The organism is Pelagovum pacificum (assembly GCF_016134045.1).
Taxonomy (GTDB): domain Bacteria; phylum Pseudomonadota; class Alphaproteobacteria; order Rhodobacterales; family Rhodobacteraceae; genus Oceanicola; species Oceanicola pacificus_A.
In genome coordinates this window covers 3446110-3462270 of the sequence record NZ_CP065915.1, presented here as the reverse complement: position 1 = coordinate 3462270, position 16161 = coordinate 3446110, and the positions used below count along the sequence as shown (strand labels likewise).

Below are 16161 nucleotides of genomic sequence, written 5' to 3'. Positions count from 1 at the left end.
TGCCAAGCACCATGACAGCAGCTGTAAATTTGTCAACATATCCCGCTAGGGTACTGGCCCTTACGGTGGGGGGTCAATTATACCATTGTAATAGTTTAATAAATTTCTGCTCAATCTAAATTCCAGTCGATTCTGACTTGTTGCCAAGCTGTTCTCTTGTAATCTATTGGCCGATGCACAGGGAGCGAACTCACGATCTACCCTGACTGATTCACAACATGTCCAGTTGGACAGAGGGAGGACCACCATGACCAAGATCGGAGAGTACCCGCGCCGTGACGGACTGATGCGCGAGAGCGACGCGGGGCGTCTGGACGGCTTTCTGCCGACTGCCGCTGCCTCGACCCATGCGTCCTTTCTACTGACGCAGGAGAACGGAGACATCGGCTGCCTCTGGTTCGCCGGCTCACAGGAGGGCAAGCCCGACGTCTCGATCTGGTTCTCGAGCCTGCCGAAAGGTGCGGACCAGTGGACAGAAGAGGTGAAGATCTCCGATGACCCGGAACGCTCGGAACAGAACCCGGTACTCTACGAGGACGGTAACGAGCTCGTCGCTATCTGGACTGCCCAGCACTTCGGCAACCAGGACACCGCATTCGTTCGTCAGCGCAGGTCGACCGATGGAGGCAAGAGCTGGGGCGACATCGAGGTGATGTTCGACAAGGCTGGCACCTTCATCCGGTCGCCGTTGGTCAAGATCGATGCGGGTCGTTGGCTACTTCCGATCTTCCACTGTAACCCGATAGACGGAGAGCGCTGGACCGGGCGTATGGACACTTCTGTCGTCGCAATCTCAGACGATGCCGGGAAGAGCTGGGCCGAAAATCCGGTCGATGCCAGCCTCGGCCTCGTCCACATGTGCATCGTACCGACTGGGGATGAACTTCTCGGCCTGTTCCGGAGCCGCTGGGCGGATGCAATCTACGCTTGTCACTCCACCGACGGTGGACGCAGCTGGACGAAGCCGGAGCCGACGGACCTGCCCAACAACAACTCTTCCATCATGGCCCGCCCGCTGTCGAATGGTGGTATTGCTCTGGTCTTCAACGACATCCGTGCCGATGAGACTACGCCAAGGCGGCAGGACCTGTACGATGATGTTGAAGAGGGCAAGACAGGCGCACCCCCGCCCGCTGACGTGCAGCGTACTGTATGGGGCACGCCTCGCGCTCCGATGACCCTCGCCATATCAACGGATGGTGGAAAGAGCTGGAAGAAAAGAGATATCGAGACAGGGCCGGGCTGGTGTCTTACCAACGATCCAGCCTACGAAAGCCAGCCCAATAGCGAGCTGTCTTATCCGTCAGTGACTGAGATGCCGGATGGGGACCTGCTGGTGACCTACACTTGGCACCGCAAGGCCATTCGTGCTGTTCGACTTTCTCCGGAATGGATTGACGGATGACAGACCGTTAAGCGAACGGTCGGCTTCTCTGGCCAAGATACGGGAGTATTGAGGTTAGCTAAGTCCTAGCGCGGTAACGACCTGAGGTGCTGGCCCGCATCAGTACCTCGGGTCTGTTGGATGCTCTCTGGTGTTTGTGGAGCGGAAAGACCCGCGGAGAACCATGCCAGTAGCGTCGCCAAGGAAGCTAGAAACAACAACGTCAGCATCGATCTTATAGGCTCGTCATTTGTATCGGCTTGCTTTGATCTTTGCGGGAGACTGGAACGCAGCAATAGCGTTTGATCGTGACTAGAACGCACCCACGCTACCAAATTTTCTGAACCAGATCAGTTGGTGATATCTTCCGTCGTGCGCCCTTGAACTTGGGGGTGGGCGTTGCCCCAGATGCGGATCGCGTCCTTCGCGATGAGCCGTTCTTCGAGGAGGTCGAGCTCCCGCAGGGCACTGGACGTGTCGCGCGTCCGGGCGATGGCCCTGTCGAAGGCGCGACGGACCGAACGGGGGCGCCAAGGCAGCATGGCCCCGGCCAGCCATGTCCGAAGCTCGGGCGGAAGGCGGTCGAATTCCCGCATCGGGTCCTCGTTGCAGCGTCTGACCCTGAGGGTGGTGGCCCCGCGGTTGCGGGGCATCACGCGGTCGGTCCTGTCATGCCTCGTCTCCGTCGCTTGCGGCGAATGTCTGACAGGCTTCGTATGTAATGTTATAACATAACGCAAGTGCTAAGACGACACCCCGCGGACGCGACCTAGCTGCCGGACATGGCGGACTGGCTGTCGATGCTCAGCATCGACTCGAGCGTGTCGTTGTCATCCACGAGGTCGGCGACGCTCGTGTTGTCGAGATGGTCGTAGAAGACGTCCATCGCTTCGGCCAGCTTGCCGCGCAGGCGGCAGCCCGGGGTGAGCGGGCAGGTATTGTTCGCTTCGAAGCACTCGACGATGGGGGAGCCGCCCTCGAGCACGCGGAAGACCTGCCCGACGCTGATCTGCTCTGCCGGGAGGGCAAGGCGCACGCCGCCGTTGCGACCGCGCACGGTGTCGAGCACGCCAGCCCGGGAGAGACGGTTGATCACGATGGCGAGGTGCGCCTCAGACACGTTGCAGGCTCTTGCGATGTCGCTTTTCCGCACGATGTCGGGCGTGTTCACGGCACAGACCATAAGAGCGCGCATCGCGATGTTCGAACGGATCGTGAGTCGCAATTCGATCCTCCCCGAGAAAAGATGCAAATTCCTGACATCTTTGAAGGGGGAGGACCTTGATCTGAATCAGATCCCGGTGCTTGCCGCGTCCCTGAGCGCGGTGATGGCGGCACCGTAGGGCTCCGGCGCGTCGGCGGAGCCGTCCCGGAAGATGGAGGAGCCGGCGACCAGCACGTCCGCCCCTGCCGCGGTGACGAGCGGCGCGGTCGTCGGGTCGATGCCGCCGTCGACCTGGATCAGGATCTCGCGGTCGCCGATCAGCTCTTTCAGGCGACGGATCTGGGCGAGCTGGTGGTGCAGGAACTTCTGCCCGCCGAAACCGGGATTCACCGTCATGACCAGTACCATGTCGACAATGTCGAGCAGGGGGGTGACGGCCTCGACCGATGTGCCGGGGTTGAGCGCCAGCCCGGCCTTCATGCCGGCGGCTTTCGTCGCCTGCATGGTGCGGTGGACGTGGGGGCCCGCCTCGATGTGAGAGGTCAGCATGTCGGCCCCGGCGTCGGCGAAGGCGTCGATGAAGGCATCGACCGGCGCGATCATCAGGTGAACGTCCATGAAGGTCGTCACGTGCGGGCGCAGTGCCTTCGCCATTGGCGGCCCGAAGGTGAGGTTGGGCACGAAGTGCCCATCCATCACGTCGACGTGGATCCAGTCCGCGCCCTGCGCCTCGACCGCTTTCACTTCGCGCCCGAAGTCGGCGAAGTCGGCGGCGAGGATGGAGGGGGCGATCTTCACGCTCATACGTGGATCGCCCCGTCGCCGCAGGCGAGCGCGGCTTCGCGCACGGCTTCCGAGTAGGTCGGGTGCGCGTGGCAGGTGCGGGCGACATCCTCGGCCGCGGCGCCGAATTCCATCGCGACGCAGATCTCGTGGATCAGGTCGCCGGCCATCGGGCCGATGATGTGTGCGCCGAGGACCCGGTCGGTTTCCGCATCGGCGAGGATCTTCACGAACCCCTCGGAGGAGAAGTTCGCCTTGGCCCGCGCGTTGCCCATGAAGGGGAACTTGCCGACCTTGTACTTCTTGCCCTCGTCCTTCAGCTGCTCTTCGGTCTTGCCGACCGAGGCGACCTCGGGGTGGGTGTAGACGACGGACGGGATCACGCCGTAGTTCACGTGCGGATGCTGGCCCGCGATGCCTTCGGCGACGGCGGTGCCCTCGTCCTCGGCCTTGTGGGCGAGCATGGGGCCGGCGATGCAGTCACCGATCGCGTAGATGCCGTCGACGTTCGTCTTGTAGTGATCGTCGGTCTTGATCATGCCGCGCTCCATCTCGACGCCGAGGGCGTCGAGGCCGAGCCCGTCGGTGTAGGGCCGGCGGCCGGTGGAGACGAGGACGGTGTCGGCGTCGATCGTCGCCTCGCTGTCGTCCTTCTTCAGCTTGTAGGTGACCTTGGCCTTGCCCTTGCCGACCTCGACCCCCTGCACGGCGGCGCCGAGGATGAACTCCAGCCCCTGCTTGGTCAGCATTTTCTGGAACTGGCGGGACACTTCGCCGTCCATCGTGGGGGTGATCTTGTCGAGGAACTCGACCACCGTGACCTCTGCACCGAGGCGCTTGTAGACCGAGCCGAGCTCGAGCCCGATGACGCCGGCACCGATCACGACCATCTTCTTCGGGATTTTCGACAGTTCGAGCGCGCCGGTGGAGGTGACGACGGTTTTCTCGTCGACCTCGACACCTTTCAGGGACGCCGGTTCGGAGCCGGAGGCAACGACGATGTGCTTGGCCTCGTGGACCTCGTCACCGACCTTCACCTTGCCTGCCTCGGGGATGGAGCCCCAGCCCTTCAGCCAGTCGATCTTGTTCTTCTTGAACAGGAATTCGATGCCGCCGGTGTTCTGGCCGATCGTGGTCTCCTTGTAGGAGAGCATCTGCTTCCAGTCGACGGACTGGGTTTTGCCCTTCAGGCCCATCTCGGCGAAGTTGTGCTCCGCCTCGTGCAGCATCTCGGTCGCGTGCAGCAGCGCCTTGGAGGGGATGCAGCCGACGTTCAGGCAGGTGCCGCCGAGCGTTTCGCGCCCTTCGACGACAGCCGTCTTGAGGCCGAGCTGCGCGCAACGGATCGCGCAGACGTAGCCGCCGGGGCCGGAGCCGATCACGATGACATCGTATTGGGCCATTTCAGGTCATCCTTTCTGTCTGCCGCTGTCCGCGGCCTTATCCGTAGTCTCCGCGCGCGGAGAGGTCAAAAGAGCGCCGCGAGCAGCATGAGCACGGTCGCGAAGAAGCCGAAGGCGAAGATCAGCGAGCGCCACGGCACCCAGCCGAAGGCGTAGGCGGGGATGTAGAGGACCCGCGCCAGCAGGTAGATCCACGCCAGCGTCGCCGTGTAGCCGTTGCCCTGGTCCGAGATCGACAGCGCCACGACGGCGATGGTGAAGAGGATCAGCGCCTCGAAGTGGTTGTTGAAGGCGCGGCCGAGCCGCCCGGTCCGGATGCTCACCTGCTCCATCAGGGGTTTGTCCATCCGCTGCGGATCGCGGGGAGAGGCGGTCTTGCCCGTGCCGAGCTCCATGTTCGCGGGGATCGAGAAAAGGGCGAACTGCACGACCTGCAACAGGGCGGCCAGCACGAGAACGGTGAGTTCGGGGGTCATTCGGCAGTCTCCAGTCTGCGGTCGTCGAACCAGGCGAGGCAGCGGGCTTCGGCCTCGGCCACGCCGGGAAGCGCGCGGAGGCGGGCGATCCCGGCTTCGGTCGCGGGCCAGTGGCGCAGGATCGTCGTGTCCTCGACCTCGTTGCGGTTGGCGCGGCGGTGCCATTCGGAGCCGAGCCGGTATTTCTGGTGGCCACGCGTGTTCTCGCCCCGGCCCCGGGCGAGTTTCATCGTGAACACGTCGGGTGATTTCACCCCGTAGTGGTTGATCGCCACCCGGTCGAGCCGCAGCGCATCGCGCACCGGGAAAAACCGGACGCGGGGGGCGTCGGCGAACAGCTGGTCGTTCTTCAGCTGCTGACCTGCGGCGTTGACCAGCGTCGGGTTCGCCATCGTTGGCCGGGTCGGCATGTGGGCGTATGCGTGGTCGAAGGACGCAAGGCGGAAGAGGCACTTGAAGTAGCTCTCGTCCGGCTTGGGCGGCCCTTCACGGCGGGTGAAGTGGGGCAGGGTGGCGCCGGGCCACGCGGCATGACCACCGTCCCCGAAGTTGCGCCAGCCGATGCAGATGCAGTCGGCATCCGGCGCGACGGCGAGCAGGTCGTCGACCGTACCATGCCCGGTCTGAACGTTGAGAAACTCGTCGGCGTCGATATGGAGCACCCAATGAGCGCCGCGCGCGCGCAGGTGCGCCATCGCCAGCGCCGTGCCGCTGTGCTGCGGCGGGGTGCCGTCGGGCACGTCATTGCGCAGGTGCGTGACCTCCCCGGCGGCGGCGAGCGCGTCGAGCAGCGCATCGGTCCCGTCGGAGCAGTCGTTGGTCGCCACCACCACCTCGCCGAAGCCGACGGCACGGTGATAGGCCAGCCACTCCAGCAGGTGCGCGCCCTCGTCACGCATGCAGGACATGACGGCGGGGCGATTGCGGTCAGGCGTCACGGAGATACCTCGCACGGGATGGGGTCCGGCCCCCCGCGACGTGCGGGACGGGGGCCGGACATCCTGTCACCCTTACAAGTCCATAAGCAGACGGCGCGGATCCTCGAGCGCTTCCTTCACGCGGACGAGGAAGGTCACGGCGCCCTTGCCGTCGACGATGCGGTGATCGTAGCTGAGGGCGAGGTACATCATCGGCCGGATCTCGATCTTGCCGTTCACGACCATCGGCCGTTCCTGAATCTTGTGCATGCCGAGGATACCCGACTGCGGCGGGTTCAGGATCGGCGAGGACATGAGCGAGCCGTAGACACCACCGTTGGAGATGGTGAAGGACCCGCCCTGCATCTCGGCCATCGTCAGCTTGCCGTCGCGACCCTTCGCGCCGAGCTCGCCGATCTCCTGTTCGATCGCGGCGAAGCCTTTCTGGTCGGCGTCGCGCACAACCGGAACGACGAGGCCGTTCGGCGTGCCGACGGCGATGCCCATGTGGACGTAGTTCTTGTAGACCACATCGGTGCCGTCGATCTCGGCGTTGACGTCCGGAACCTCTTTCAGGGCGTGGCAGCAGGCCTTCACGAAGAAGGACATGAAGCCGAGCTTCACGCCGTGCTTCTTGAGGAACAGGTCCTTGTACTCGTTCCGAAGGTCCATGACCGCGCCCATGTCGACCTCGTTGTAGGTCGTCAGCATGGCGGCGGAGTTCTGGGCCTCCTTCAGGCGGCGCGCGATGGTCTGGCGCAGGCGGGTCATCTTCACCCGCTCTTCCCGGTCGGCATCAGCCGCGGCAACGGGCGCGCGCGGCGCCTGCTTCGGCGCCTCTTCCTTGGCGGGCTTGTTGATCGCGTTCAGCACGTCTTCCTTCATGATGCGGCCATCCTTGCCGGTGCCGGTCACGGCATCGGGGGAGATGTTCTTTTCCGCCATCATCTTCTTGGCGGAGGGCGCATCCTCGGTGTCCTTGCTGCCGGCCTTGGGCGCTTCGGCCTTGGGCTCTTCCTTCGGAGCCTCGGACTTGGCGGCACCGCCACCTTCGCCGGTCGTCATCACGGCGAGCTTGCCGCCCGCCTCGACGGTGGAGCCTTCCTCGGCGAGGACTTCGGTGATCTTGCCGGCGGCGGGCGCGGGCACTTCGACCGAGACCTTGTCGGTCTCGAGCTCGCAGAGCATCTCGTCCGCCTCGAAGCTGTCACCCGGCTTCTTGAACCAGGTGGACACGGTCGCTTCGGTCACGCTCTCGCCGAGCGAGGGGACCATGATGTCGATCGACTCGCCGTCGCCGCCATCGGAGGAGGAGGCCGGGGCCTCTTCCTCTTCGGCCGGGGCGGCCTCTTCCTTGGAGTCGGCGTCATCGTCGGCGGACTTGCCTTCGCGCGGCTTGACGTCCGTGGAGGACCCCGCGTCGCCCGCTTCGGCGATGTTGGCGAGCAGCGCGTCGACGCCGACCGTATCGCCTTCAGAGGCGACGATCTCTTCCAGCTTGCCAGCGGCGGGGGAGGGAACCTCCACCGTCACCTTGTCGGTTTCGAGCTCGCAGAGCATCTCGTCCACCTCGACGTCATCGCCGGGCTTCTTGAACCAGGTCGCGACAGTGGCTTCGGTGACGCTCTCCCCGAGGGCAGGGACACGGACTTCTACGGACATCTTCTTACTTCCCTTCGATGGTCAGGGCCTCGTCGACGAGGGCCGCTTGCTGGGCTTTGTGCTGCGAGGCGAGGCCGGTCGCGGGCGAGGCCGCGGCGGGACGGCCGACGTAAGTCGCGCGAGTGTTCTTCGCGCCGATGCGGGTAAGCACCCACTCGAGGTTGGGTTCGAGGAACGACCACGCGCCCTGGTTCTTCGGTTCTTCCTGGCACCAGATCATCTCGGCGTTCTTGAAGCGGTCGAGCTCCTTCACGGCGGATTGGGCCGGGAACGGATAGAACTGTTCGACGCGCAGCAGGTAAACGTCGTCGATGCCGCGGGCGTCCCGTTCTTCCAGCAGGTCGTAGTAGACCCGGCCAGAACACATCACGACGCGCTTGATCTCGTCATCGGGGCGCAGCTCGGTGTCGGACTGGCCCTTCTCGGCGTCATCCCAGAGAACGCGGTGGAAGGACGACCCCTTGAGGAAATCCTCCTTCGTCGAGGTCGCGAGCTTGTGGCGCAGAAGGTCCTTCGGCGTCATCAGCACGAGCGGCTTGCGGAAGCTGCGGTGCAGCTGACGGCGCAGGATGTGGAAGTAGTTCGCCGGGGTCGAGCAGTTGGCGACGATCCAGTTGTCCTGGCCGCACATCTGCAGGAACCGTTCGAGCCGGGCGGAGGAGTGTTCCGGACCCTGGCCCATGTAGCCGTGCGGCAGCAGCAGGACGAGGCCCGACATCCGCAGCCACTTCGACTCGCCCGAAGACACGAACTGGTCGAACATGATCTGCGCGCCGTTGGCGAAGTCGCCGAACTGCGCTTCCCACAGGGTCAGCGCGTTCGGTTCGGCCAGCGAGTAGCCGTACTCGAACCCGCAGACGGCGTATTCCGACAGCATCGAGTCGATGACTTCGAAATTGGCCTGCCCCTCGCGAACGTGGTTGAGGGGATAGTACCGCTCTTCCGATTCCTGGCTGACGAGGGCGGAGTGCCGCTGGCTGAAGGTGCCGCGCGTGGAATCCTGACCCGACAGGCGCACCGGGTAGCCTTCGGTCAGAAGGGAGCCGAAGGCCATCGCCTCGGCCGTGGCCCAGTCGAAACCCTTGCCGCTCTCGAACATGTCGCGCTTGGTCTGAAGCAGGCGCTCCACCGTGCGGTGCAGGGCGAAGCCGTCGGGACCGGTGGTCAGCGCCTTGCCGAGATCTTCCATCGTCTTGTCGTCGATGGAGGTCTTGCCGCGCTGGTATTTGCCCTCTTTCATCTTGTCCATGTGGGACCAGCGCCCGTCCAGCCAGTCGGCCTTGTTGGGCTTGTAGGTCTTGCCCGCCTCGAACTCTTCGTTGAGGTGGTTCTGGAACTGCGACTTGAGGTCCTCGATCTCGCCCTCGGGGATCAGCCCGTCCTTGACGAGCCGATCGGTGTAGAGCGTCAGCGTGGTCTTCTGCTGCTTGATCTTCTTGTACATCACCGGGTTGGTGAACATCGGCTCGTCACCTTCGTTGTGACCGAACCGGCGGTAGCAGAACATGTCGATGACGACGTCCTTGCCGAACTTCTGGCGATACTCGATCGCGACCTTGGCGGCGTGAACCACGGCCTCGGGGTCGTCGCCGTTCACGTGGAAGATCGGCGCTTCGACCATCAGCGCGATGTCCGTCGGGTAGGGCGACGAGCGCGAGAAGTGCGGCGCGGTGGTGAAGCCGATCTGGTTGTTCACGACGAAGTGGATCGTGCCGCCGGTGCGGTGGCCGCGCAGGCCGGACAGGCCGAAGCCCTCGGCCACCACGCCCTGTCCGGCGAAGGCGGCATCACCGTGCAGCAGAACGCCGACGACCGTCTTGCGGTCCTTGTCCTTGCGCTGGTCCTGCTTGGCGCGGACCTTGCCGAGCACGACCGGATTGACCGCCTCGAGGTGCGAAGGGTTCGCGGTGAGCGAAAGGTGGACGGTGTTGCCGTCGAATTCCCGGTCGGACGAGGCGCCGAGGTGGTATTTGACGTCACCCGAGCCATCGACGTCGTCGGGTTTGAAGCTGCCGCCCTGGAACTCGTTGAAGATCGCGCGGTAGGGCTTCTGCATGACGTTGGCGAGGACGGACAGGCGGCCACGGTGCGGCATGCCGATGACCATCTCCTCGACGCCGAGCGCGCCGCCGCGCTTGATGATCTGCTCCATCGCCGGGATCAGCGACTCGCCACCATCCAGGCCGAACCGCTTGGTGCCCATGTACTTCACGTGCAGGAACTTCTCGAAGCCCTCGGCCTCGACCAGCTTGTTCAGGATCGCCTTGCGGCCGTTCTGGGTGAACTTGATCTCCTTGCCGAAGCCTTCGATCCGCTCTTTCAGCCAGGCGGCCTGCTCCGGGTCGGAGATGTGCATGTACTGCAGCGCGAAGGTGCCGCAGTAGGTGCGCTTCACGATCTCCACGATCTCCTTCATCGTGGCGACCTCAAGGCCGAGCACGTTGTCGATGAAGATCGGGCGATCCATGTCTTCCTTGGTGAAGCCGTAGGATTCCGGCTCCAGCTCCGGGTGCGGAGTCTCTTCGCGCATCCCGAGCGGGTCGAGATCGGCGGCAAGGTGACCACGGATGCGGTAGGCGCGGATCAGCATGAGCGCGCGGATCGAATCGAGCACAGCATTGCGGATCTGCTGGTCGCTGACCTTGATGCCCTTCTCGGCGGCCTTGGCGGCGATCTTCTCACCTGCAGCCTTCGCGTCCTTCGAAGTGACCGGGTCCATCGGCCACTGGCCGTCGAGCGCTGCGGTCAGGTCGTCGTTCGGCACCGGCGGCCAGTCGTGGCGCAGCCAGCTCGGCCCGGCGGCTTCCGCCTTCGCCTCCGTTTCGTCGTCGCCGAGCGATCGGAAGAATTCCTGCCAGCTGTTGTCGACCGCCGACGGGTCGTCGGCGTACTTCGCGTACAGCTGTTCGATGTAATCGGCGTTCGCACCCTGCAGGAAGCTGGAGGCGTGGAAGACGTCGTTGGGGCTCTGTTCGGTCATGATGTTCCCCCTTCGGGACTGACCACCGGTTTGCTTTGAATATAGGACATCGGTCTTCGAAATGCGCGGGCGCGGCGCCGGTTGCGTGCCGATCTCACGGAAGCGGGAACGGCAACAGAAGACGGGACGCTGCCCGCCGCCTCGATCGCCATGTCCCGGCCTCCGATCATGGTGTCAGCCGATCGCCTTGAGCACGGCCTCGCCGAGCGTGGCGGGGCTGTCGGCGACCACGATGCCGGCGGACTTCATCGCTTCGATCTTGTCCTCGGCACCGCCCTTGCCGCCGGCGACGATCGCACCGGCGTGGCCCATGCGGCGACCCGGAGGTGCCGTGCGGCCCGCGATGAACCCGGCGACCGGCTTCTTGCGGCCTTTCTTGGCCTCGTCCTTCAGGAACTGGGCGGCTTCTTCCTCGGCCGAACCGCCGATCTCGCCGATCATGATGATGCTTTCGGTCTCGTCATCGGCGAGGAACCATTCGAGCACGTCGATATGCTCGGTGCCCTTGATCGGGTCGCCGCCGATGCCGACGCATGTGGACTGGCCGAGGCCGACATCGGTGGTCTGCTTCACCGCCTCGTAGGTCAGCGTGCCGGAGCGCGAGACGACGCCGACGGTGCCGCGACGGTGGATGTGGCCAGGCATGATGCCGATCTTGCAAGCGTCGGGCGTGATGACACCGGGGCAGTTCGGACCAATGAGGACCGATTTGCTGTCCATGAGTGCGCGCTTGACCTTCATCATGTCGAGCACCGGAATGCCCTCGGTGATGCAGACGATCAGCTCCATCTCGGCGTCGATCGCCTCGAGGATGGAATCGGCGGCGAACGGCGGCGGCACGTAGATGACGGAGGCGTTGGCCTCGGTCGCATGCTTCGCCTCGTGGACCGAGTTGAAGACCGGCAGGTCGAGGTGGGTTTGGCCGCCTTTGCCGGGGGTCACGCCGCCGACCATCTTGGTGCCGTACGCAATGGCCTGCTCGGAGTGGAACGTCCCCTGCGAGCCGGTCAGGCCCTGGCAGATCACCTTGGTGTTTTCGTCAATCAGTACGGCCATGAACGGCGTCTCCTTACTTCAGTGCCACGTCGGTGCGGCGCAGGACGATGTGCGGCGCCGCGCGATGCGCGGGCCGGTGACAGGTGTCGGGCCGGGGGGCTGTCCCCTCGGCCCGGAAAATGTACGGGAGGTCGAGCGTCAGTGCCGCGAGCGGCCGACTAGCTCGTCGAAGAAACGGGTGAGGATCAGGGCGGCACCGCCGATCACCAGCGAGCGCCCGATCGAGTCCGTAAGGTTGGAGGGCGCGAGCGGCGCGATCGTGTCGCGCGATGCCTGCGCTGCCCGCCGGAAGCGGCTGCCCCGAGGCGCATCGCCATAGCGCGCCGGAGACGGCACTTGCGCCGATCCCGGATCGACCCGCAACAGCAGCGCCCCGGCGGCAAGAAGCCCGCCGGCGACGAGCACCGGCATCAGCCGGTCGCGTCCCGTCGGATCCTCGGGAACGAGTGCATCGAGCTGCGAGTCGGGAATCAGGTCTTTGGACATGCGTGCTACCTCCGTTTCCGAGGCAACCCGCCGCGCGACCGTTCCGTTCCGCCTCCGTCAGTGCGGCGACAGAAGCTGCGGTCCGCAGCGTACCGGCACACCGGCTCCGGAAAGGTAGGGCGAGTATGTTCCGGGAGTGCAGGCCTCGGACACGCCCATCGTATGGACGTTCTGCGAGGTGCAGGCAGACACCAGAAGGGTGGCGGCAATCGGCAGCGCGAGAAGGCGCAGGGTGCGGGTCATCGGCAGGGTCCTCGTCATGTGCATTGGGGCGCGGCATCATCTGCCGCGCGGCGCACATGCCAAACCCCATCGATGCGGCCCCGGTATGGCGACCGTTGGGCCGGGACGGGACTGTCCCGCCCTGAGGCCCTCCGGCCTCACCTGACCTGCGGGCACTCGACCCGGCAGGACTGGGAACCGCGTCGAACATGCTTAACCCTTGACGGCCTTCACGATCTTCTGGGCGCCGTCCTTGAGGTCGTCGGCGGCGATGACATTGAGACCGGAGGAGGCGATGATCTCCTTCCCCTTCTCGACGTTGGTGCCTTCGAGACGGACGACGAGCGGCACTTCGAGGCCGACCTCCTTCACCGCGGCGATCACGCCTTCGGCGATGACATCGCAGCGCATAATGCCGCCGAAGATGTTCACGAGGATGCCCTTCACATTGGGATCCGACGTGATGATCTTGAACGCCTCGGTCACCTTCTCCTTCGTGGCGCCGCCGCCGACGTCGAGGAAGTTGGCGGGCTCGGCGCCATAAAGCTTGATGATGTCCATCGTCGCCATGGCGAGGCCGGCGCCGTTGACCATGCAGCCGATCTCACCGTCGAGCGCGATGTAATTCAGGTCGTATTTGGAGGCCTGAAGCTCTTTCGGGTCCTCTTCCGTCTCGTCGCGCAGCGCGAAGACGTCGGGCTGGCGGTAGAGCGCGTTCGAGTCGAAGCCGAGCTTGGCGTCGAGAACCTTGAGATTCCCCGAGTCGGTGACGATCAGCGGGTTGATCTCCAGCATCTCCATGTCCTTCTCGATGAAGGCCTTGTAGAGCAGGCCCATCAGCGAGACGCATTCCTTCACCTGCTTGCCCTCGAGGCCGAGCGCGAACGCAATGCGGCGGCCGTGGTAGGGCTGGTAGCCCGCGGCCGGGTCGACGGAGAAGGACAGGATCTTGTCGGGCGTGTTCGCGGCGACTTCCTCGATGTCCATGCCGCCCTCGGTCGAGCAGACGAAGGACACACGGCTGGAGACGCGATCGACGAGAAGCGCAAGGTACAGCTCCTTCTCGATGTCGGAGCCGTCTTCGATGTAGATGCGGTTGACCTGTTTGCCGGCCGGCCCGGTCTGGTGCGTGACCAGCGTGCGGCCGAGCATCTTCTTGGCTTCTTCGGCGGCTTCTTCCACCGACTTGGCGAGGCGGACGCCGCCCTTTTCGCCGGCGTCGGCTTCGGAGAAGGAACCCTTGCCCCGGCCGCCGGCGTGGATCTGCGCCTTCACGACCCAGAGCGGTCCGTCGAGCTCACCCGCAGCGGTCTTGGCCTCCTCGGCCTTGAAGACGGCGCGGCCGTCGCTGACCGGAGCCCCGTAGGACCGCAGAAGAGCCTTCGCCTGGTATTCGTGAATGTTCATGGGGCTTACCCTCGGTCTGGCTTCGTTTTCGGTGCTCCTAAAGCACAGACGTTACCATGTGCCAAAGGCGTTTACGCTATCAGGCGGGAAAAAGCGCAGTTTGTGATCACACGCTTCCGGGGTGTGATCACAATGCTGGCGATGCAGCGCCGGCGACTCGGAAACGAGGGCCGCGGGCGCATCCCGTCGTCCCTCGACCATGGCACGCTGCACCCGAGGGTCAAGCGTAGCGCCCGGCGAGTCGGCAAGGTTTGACTGATTATTCCGGTCTCTAGCCGCGCCGCACGGGGTCCCTGGCTGCCGACGCACGAGGCCTCGGTTCCAACAGGTTGGCCGGAGGGCGGGCCCTTCAGCGGCGGGGAAACAGCCGGCCGCGGAGCTGGCCGAGCAAGTCGTTGAGCGCGGACACGTGCCGGGTCGTGCCCGGTGTGAGGTGGCGATCCGCCGCGACGAGGCGCTCGACATGCCGCATGAAGCGGCGGCCGTAGAGCGCCTCGGGCGTCGGGACCTTGCCGTTCGTCATGCGGCCGTGAAAGGCGCTGCGATGCAGGACGCGGGGCGCGGGGATCTTGGACGTGCCGAACCGCCAGAGCGTCACGTCGCGGGCATTGTATTCCGGCGGCAGGATCGCGAGACGCAGGTCGCTGTCGAACAGCAGTTCGCGCAGGACGGGTTGGTCCTGAGGCAGCTCCTCCTCCTGCATCCGGCGCTGGCATTCGGTAAAGAGCGCATCGGTCGCGGCGGACTTTCGGATGCCGAGGACGCCGGAGTTTATCTGGGGAAAGGCGTTCGGCATGTTGCGCCGCCACTTCTTCAGCGCGAACCGCTGGTTGCGGTTCTGGACCTGCGCGGCGGCGACGTCGAACCGCGTCAGAACTTCGAAGATGTCGGAGATGTCGGCGACCACGAAAATGTCGGAGTCGAGCACGACCGTCCGCGCGAAACGGGTGCGCACGAGCGCTTCGAGCTTTGGTCTGAACCAGCTGTCCCGAAGTGGATGAACGCGGTCGAAGACGCTGTCCTCGACTTCGCTGTCGGTGAAAATGTCGATGGGGAGGTCTGGCGACGCACGCCTCAGGCTCTTCGCGGCGGCGACAGCGCAGGTGGTGTAGCTTTGGCCGGAGGCGGCGAAGACGAAACCGCGATCGTCCATTCCCCGATTCTCCCGAGGTGCGGCGGCGCGGGTGGCCGCGCCGCCGTCAGTCTTCGATCAGGCGAGCGACTCGTCGATGCCCTTGCAGGCGGAGACGAGGCCTTTGACGGCGTCGACCGACTTGTCGAACATCGCCTGCTCATCCTTGTTCATCTTGATCTCGACGATCCGCTCGATGCCGCCGGCACCGATGATCGTCGGAACGCCGACGTAGAACCCGTCGAGACCGTAGGCACCGTCGACGTAGGCCGCGCAGGGCAGCAGACGCTTCTGGTCCTTGAGGTAGGCCTCGGCCATCTCGATCGCGGAGGTGGCGGGGGCATAGAAGGCGGAGCCGGTCTTCAGCAGGCCCACGATCTCGGCGCCGCCGTCACGGGTGCGCTGAACGATGGCGTCGAGCTTGTCCTTGGTGGTCCAGCCCATATCCACGAGGTCGGGCAGCGGGATGCCGGCGACGGTGGAATAGCGCACCAGCGGCACCATCGTGTCGCCATGGCCGCCGAGCACGAAGGCGGAGACGTCGCGCATGGAGACGTCGAATTCCTCGGCAAGGAAATGGCGGAAGCGCGCGCTGTCGAGGACGCCGGCCATGCCGCAGACCTTCTCGGCCGGGAGGCCGGAGAATTCCTTGAGCGCCCAGACCATCGCGTCGAGCGGGTTGGTGATGCAGATGACGAACGCGTCCGGCGCATTGGCCTTGATGCCTTCACCGACGGCTTTCATCACCTTGAGGTTGATGCCGAGCAGGTCGTCGCGGCTCATCCCCGGCTTGCGGGGGACACCGGCGGTGACGATGCAGACGTCGGCGCCCGCGATGTCGGCGTAGTCGTTGGTGCCCTTGAGCTTGGCGTCGAATTTCTCCGCCGGGCCGGATTCGGCGATGTCGAGCGCCTTGCCCTGCGGCGTGCCCTCGGCGATGTCGAACAGGACGACGTCGCCCAGTTCCTTGATGGCAGCGAGATGCGCGAGCGTCCCGCCGATTTGTCCGGCACCGATAAGGGCGATCTTGGGTCTGGCCATTGTAGGAGAGTGTCCCTGCTGTTCCACTTTGATCTTCACGAAAAGGG

The 16161-nt window shown here is 64.8% G+C and carries 15 protein-coding genes; 1 reads left to right on the top strand and 14 read right to left on the bottom strand.

Going from position 1 to position 16161, the window contains the following annotated elements; translation table 11 throughout:
* Positions 1 to 247: 247 nt before the first annotated feature.
* Positions 248 to 1405: a sialidase family protein gene (locus tag I8N54_RS16985; protein WP_140196616.1), complete on the top strand. Its 1158-nt coding sequence runs from the start codon at positions 248 to 250 to the stop codon at positions 1403 to 1405.
* A 329-nt stretch (positions 1406 to 1734) separates the two neighbouring features.
* Here the strand turns inward: I8N54_RS16985 and I8N54_RS16980 are convergent, their stop codons facing one another.
* The 14 genes from I8N54_RS16980 to mdh form a co-directional block, all read right to left on the bottom strand.
* Positions 1735 to 2037 carry a DUF6525 family protein gene (locus I8N54_RS16980; protein WP_140196614.1) on the bottom strand — a complete coding sequence of 101 codons (303 nt, stop codon included), beginning with the start codon at positions 2035 to 2037 and terminating at the stop codon, positions 1735 to 1737.
* Between the two features lie 116 nt (positions 2038 to 2153).
* Positions 2154 to 2609 carry an RrF2 family transcriptional regulator gene (locus tag I8N54_RS16975; RefSeq protein WP_140196612.1) on the bottom strand — a complete coding sequence of 152 codons (456 nt, stop codon included), beginning with the start codon at positions 2607 to 2609 and terminating at the stop codon, positions 2154 to 2156.
* A gap of 66 nt (positions 2610 to 2675) precedes the next feature.
* Positions 2676 to 3353 (bottom strand): ribulose-phosphate 3-epimerase, encoded by a 678-nt coding sequence (gene rpe, locus I8N54_RS16970; protein WP_140196610.1) that lies wholly within the window; start codon positions 3351 to 3353, stop codon positions 2676 to 2678.
* Entirely contained in the window at positions 3350 to 4735 is a 1386-nt protein-coding gene (gene lpdA / locus I8N54_RS16965; protein ID WP_140196608.1) for a dihydrolipoyl dehydrogenase, read from the bottom strand. The genes rpe and lpdA overlap by 4 nt, the downstream gene beginning before the upstream one ends.
* A 65-nt stretch (positions 4736 to 4800) precedes the next feature.
* On the bottom strand, positions 4801 to 5211 hold the full coding sequence (locus I8N54_RS16960) for an MAPEG family protein (RefSeq protein WP_140196606.1): 411 nt from the start codon (positions 5209 to 5211) through the stop codon (positions 4801 to 4803).
* Entirely contained in the window at positions 5208 to 6164 is a 957-nt protein-coding gene (locus tag I8N54_RS16955; RefSeq protein WP_140196604.1) for a glycosyltransferase family 2 protein, read from the bottom strand. Before I8N54_RS16955 ends, I8N54_RS16960 begins: the two co-directional genes overlap by 4 nt.
* Before the next feature lie 57 nt (positions 6165 to 6221).
* Entirely contained in the window at positions 6222 to 7790 is a 1569-nt protein-coding gene (odhB, locus tag I8N54_RS16950; protein ID WP_140196602.1) for a 2-oxoglutarate dehydrogenase complex dihydrolipoyllysine-residue succinyltransferase, read from the bottom strand.
* Between the two features lie 4 nt (positions 7791 to 7794).
* Positions 7795 to 10770 carry a 2-oxoglutarate dehydrogenase E1 component gene (locus tag I8N54_RS16945; protein ID WP_140196600.1) on the bottom strand — a complete coding sequence of 992 codons (2976 nt, stop codon included), beginning with the start codon at positions 10768 to 10770 and terminating at the stop codon, positions 7795 to 7797.
* A 174-nt stretch (positions 10771 to 10944) separates the two neighbouring features.
* On the bottom strand, positions 10945 to 11826 hold the full coding sequence (gene sucD, locus I8N54_RS16940; RefSeq protein WP_140196598.1) for a succinate--CoA ligase subunit alpha: 882 nt from the start codon (positions 11824 to 11826) through the stop codon (positions 10945 to 10947).
* A 138-nt stretch (positions 11827 to 11964) separates the two neighbouring features.
* Entirely contained in the window at positions 11965 to 12312 is a 348-nt protein-coding gene (locus I8N54_RS16935; protein ID WP_140196596.1) for a hypothetical protein, read from the bottom strand.
* 57 nt (positions 12313 to 12369) lie between these two features.
* Positions 12370 to 12555 (bottom strand): hypothetical protein, encoded by a 186-nt coding sequence (locus tag I8N54_RS16930; protein ID WP_140196595.1) that lies wholly within the window; start codon positions 12553 to 12555, stop codon positions 12370 to 12372.
* Between the two features lie 192 nt (positions 12556 to 12747).
* Positions 12748 to 13941 carry an ADP-forming succinate--CoA ligase subunit beta gene (gene sucC, locus I8N54_RS16925; RefSeq protein WP_140196593.1) on the bottom strand — a complete coding sequence of 398 codons (1194 nt, stop codon included), beginning with the start codon at positions 13939 to 13941 and terminating at the stop codon, positions 12748 to 12750.
* 349 nt (positions 13942 to 14290) lie between these two features.
* Positions 14291 to 15094, bottom strand: a complete 804-nt coding sequence (locus I8N54_RS16920) for a putative nucleotide-diphospho-sugar transferase (RefSeq protein ID WP_140196591.1) — start codon at positions 15092 to 15094, stop codon at positions 14291 to 14293.
* A gap of 57 nt (positions 15095 to 15151) precedes the next feature.
* A complete protein-coding gene (gene mdh, locus I8N54_RS16915; RefSeq protein WP_140196589.1) occupies positions 15152 to 16114 on the bottom strand; it encodes a malate dehydrogenase in 963 nt (320 codons plus the stop codon).
* Positions 16115 to 16161: the final 47 nt, after the last annotated feature.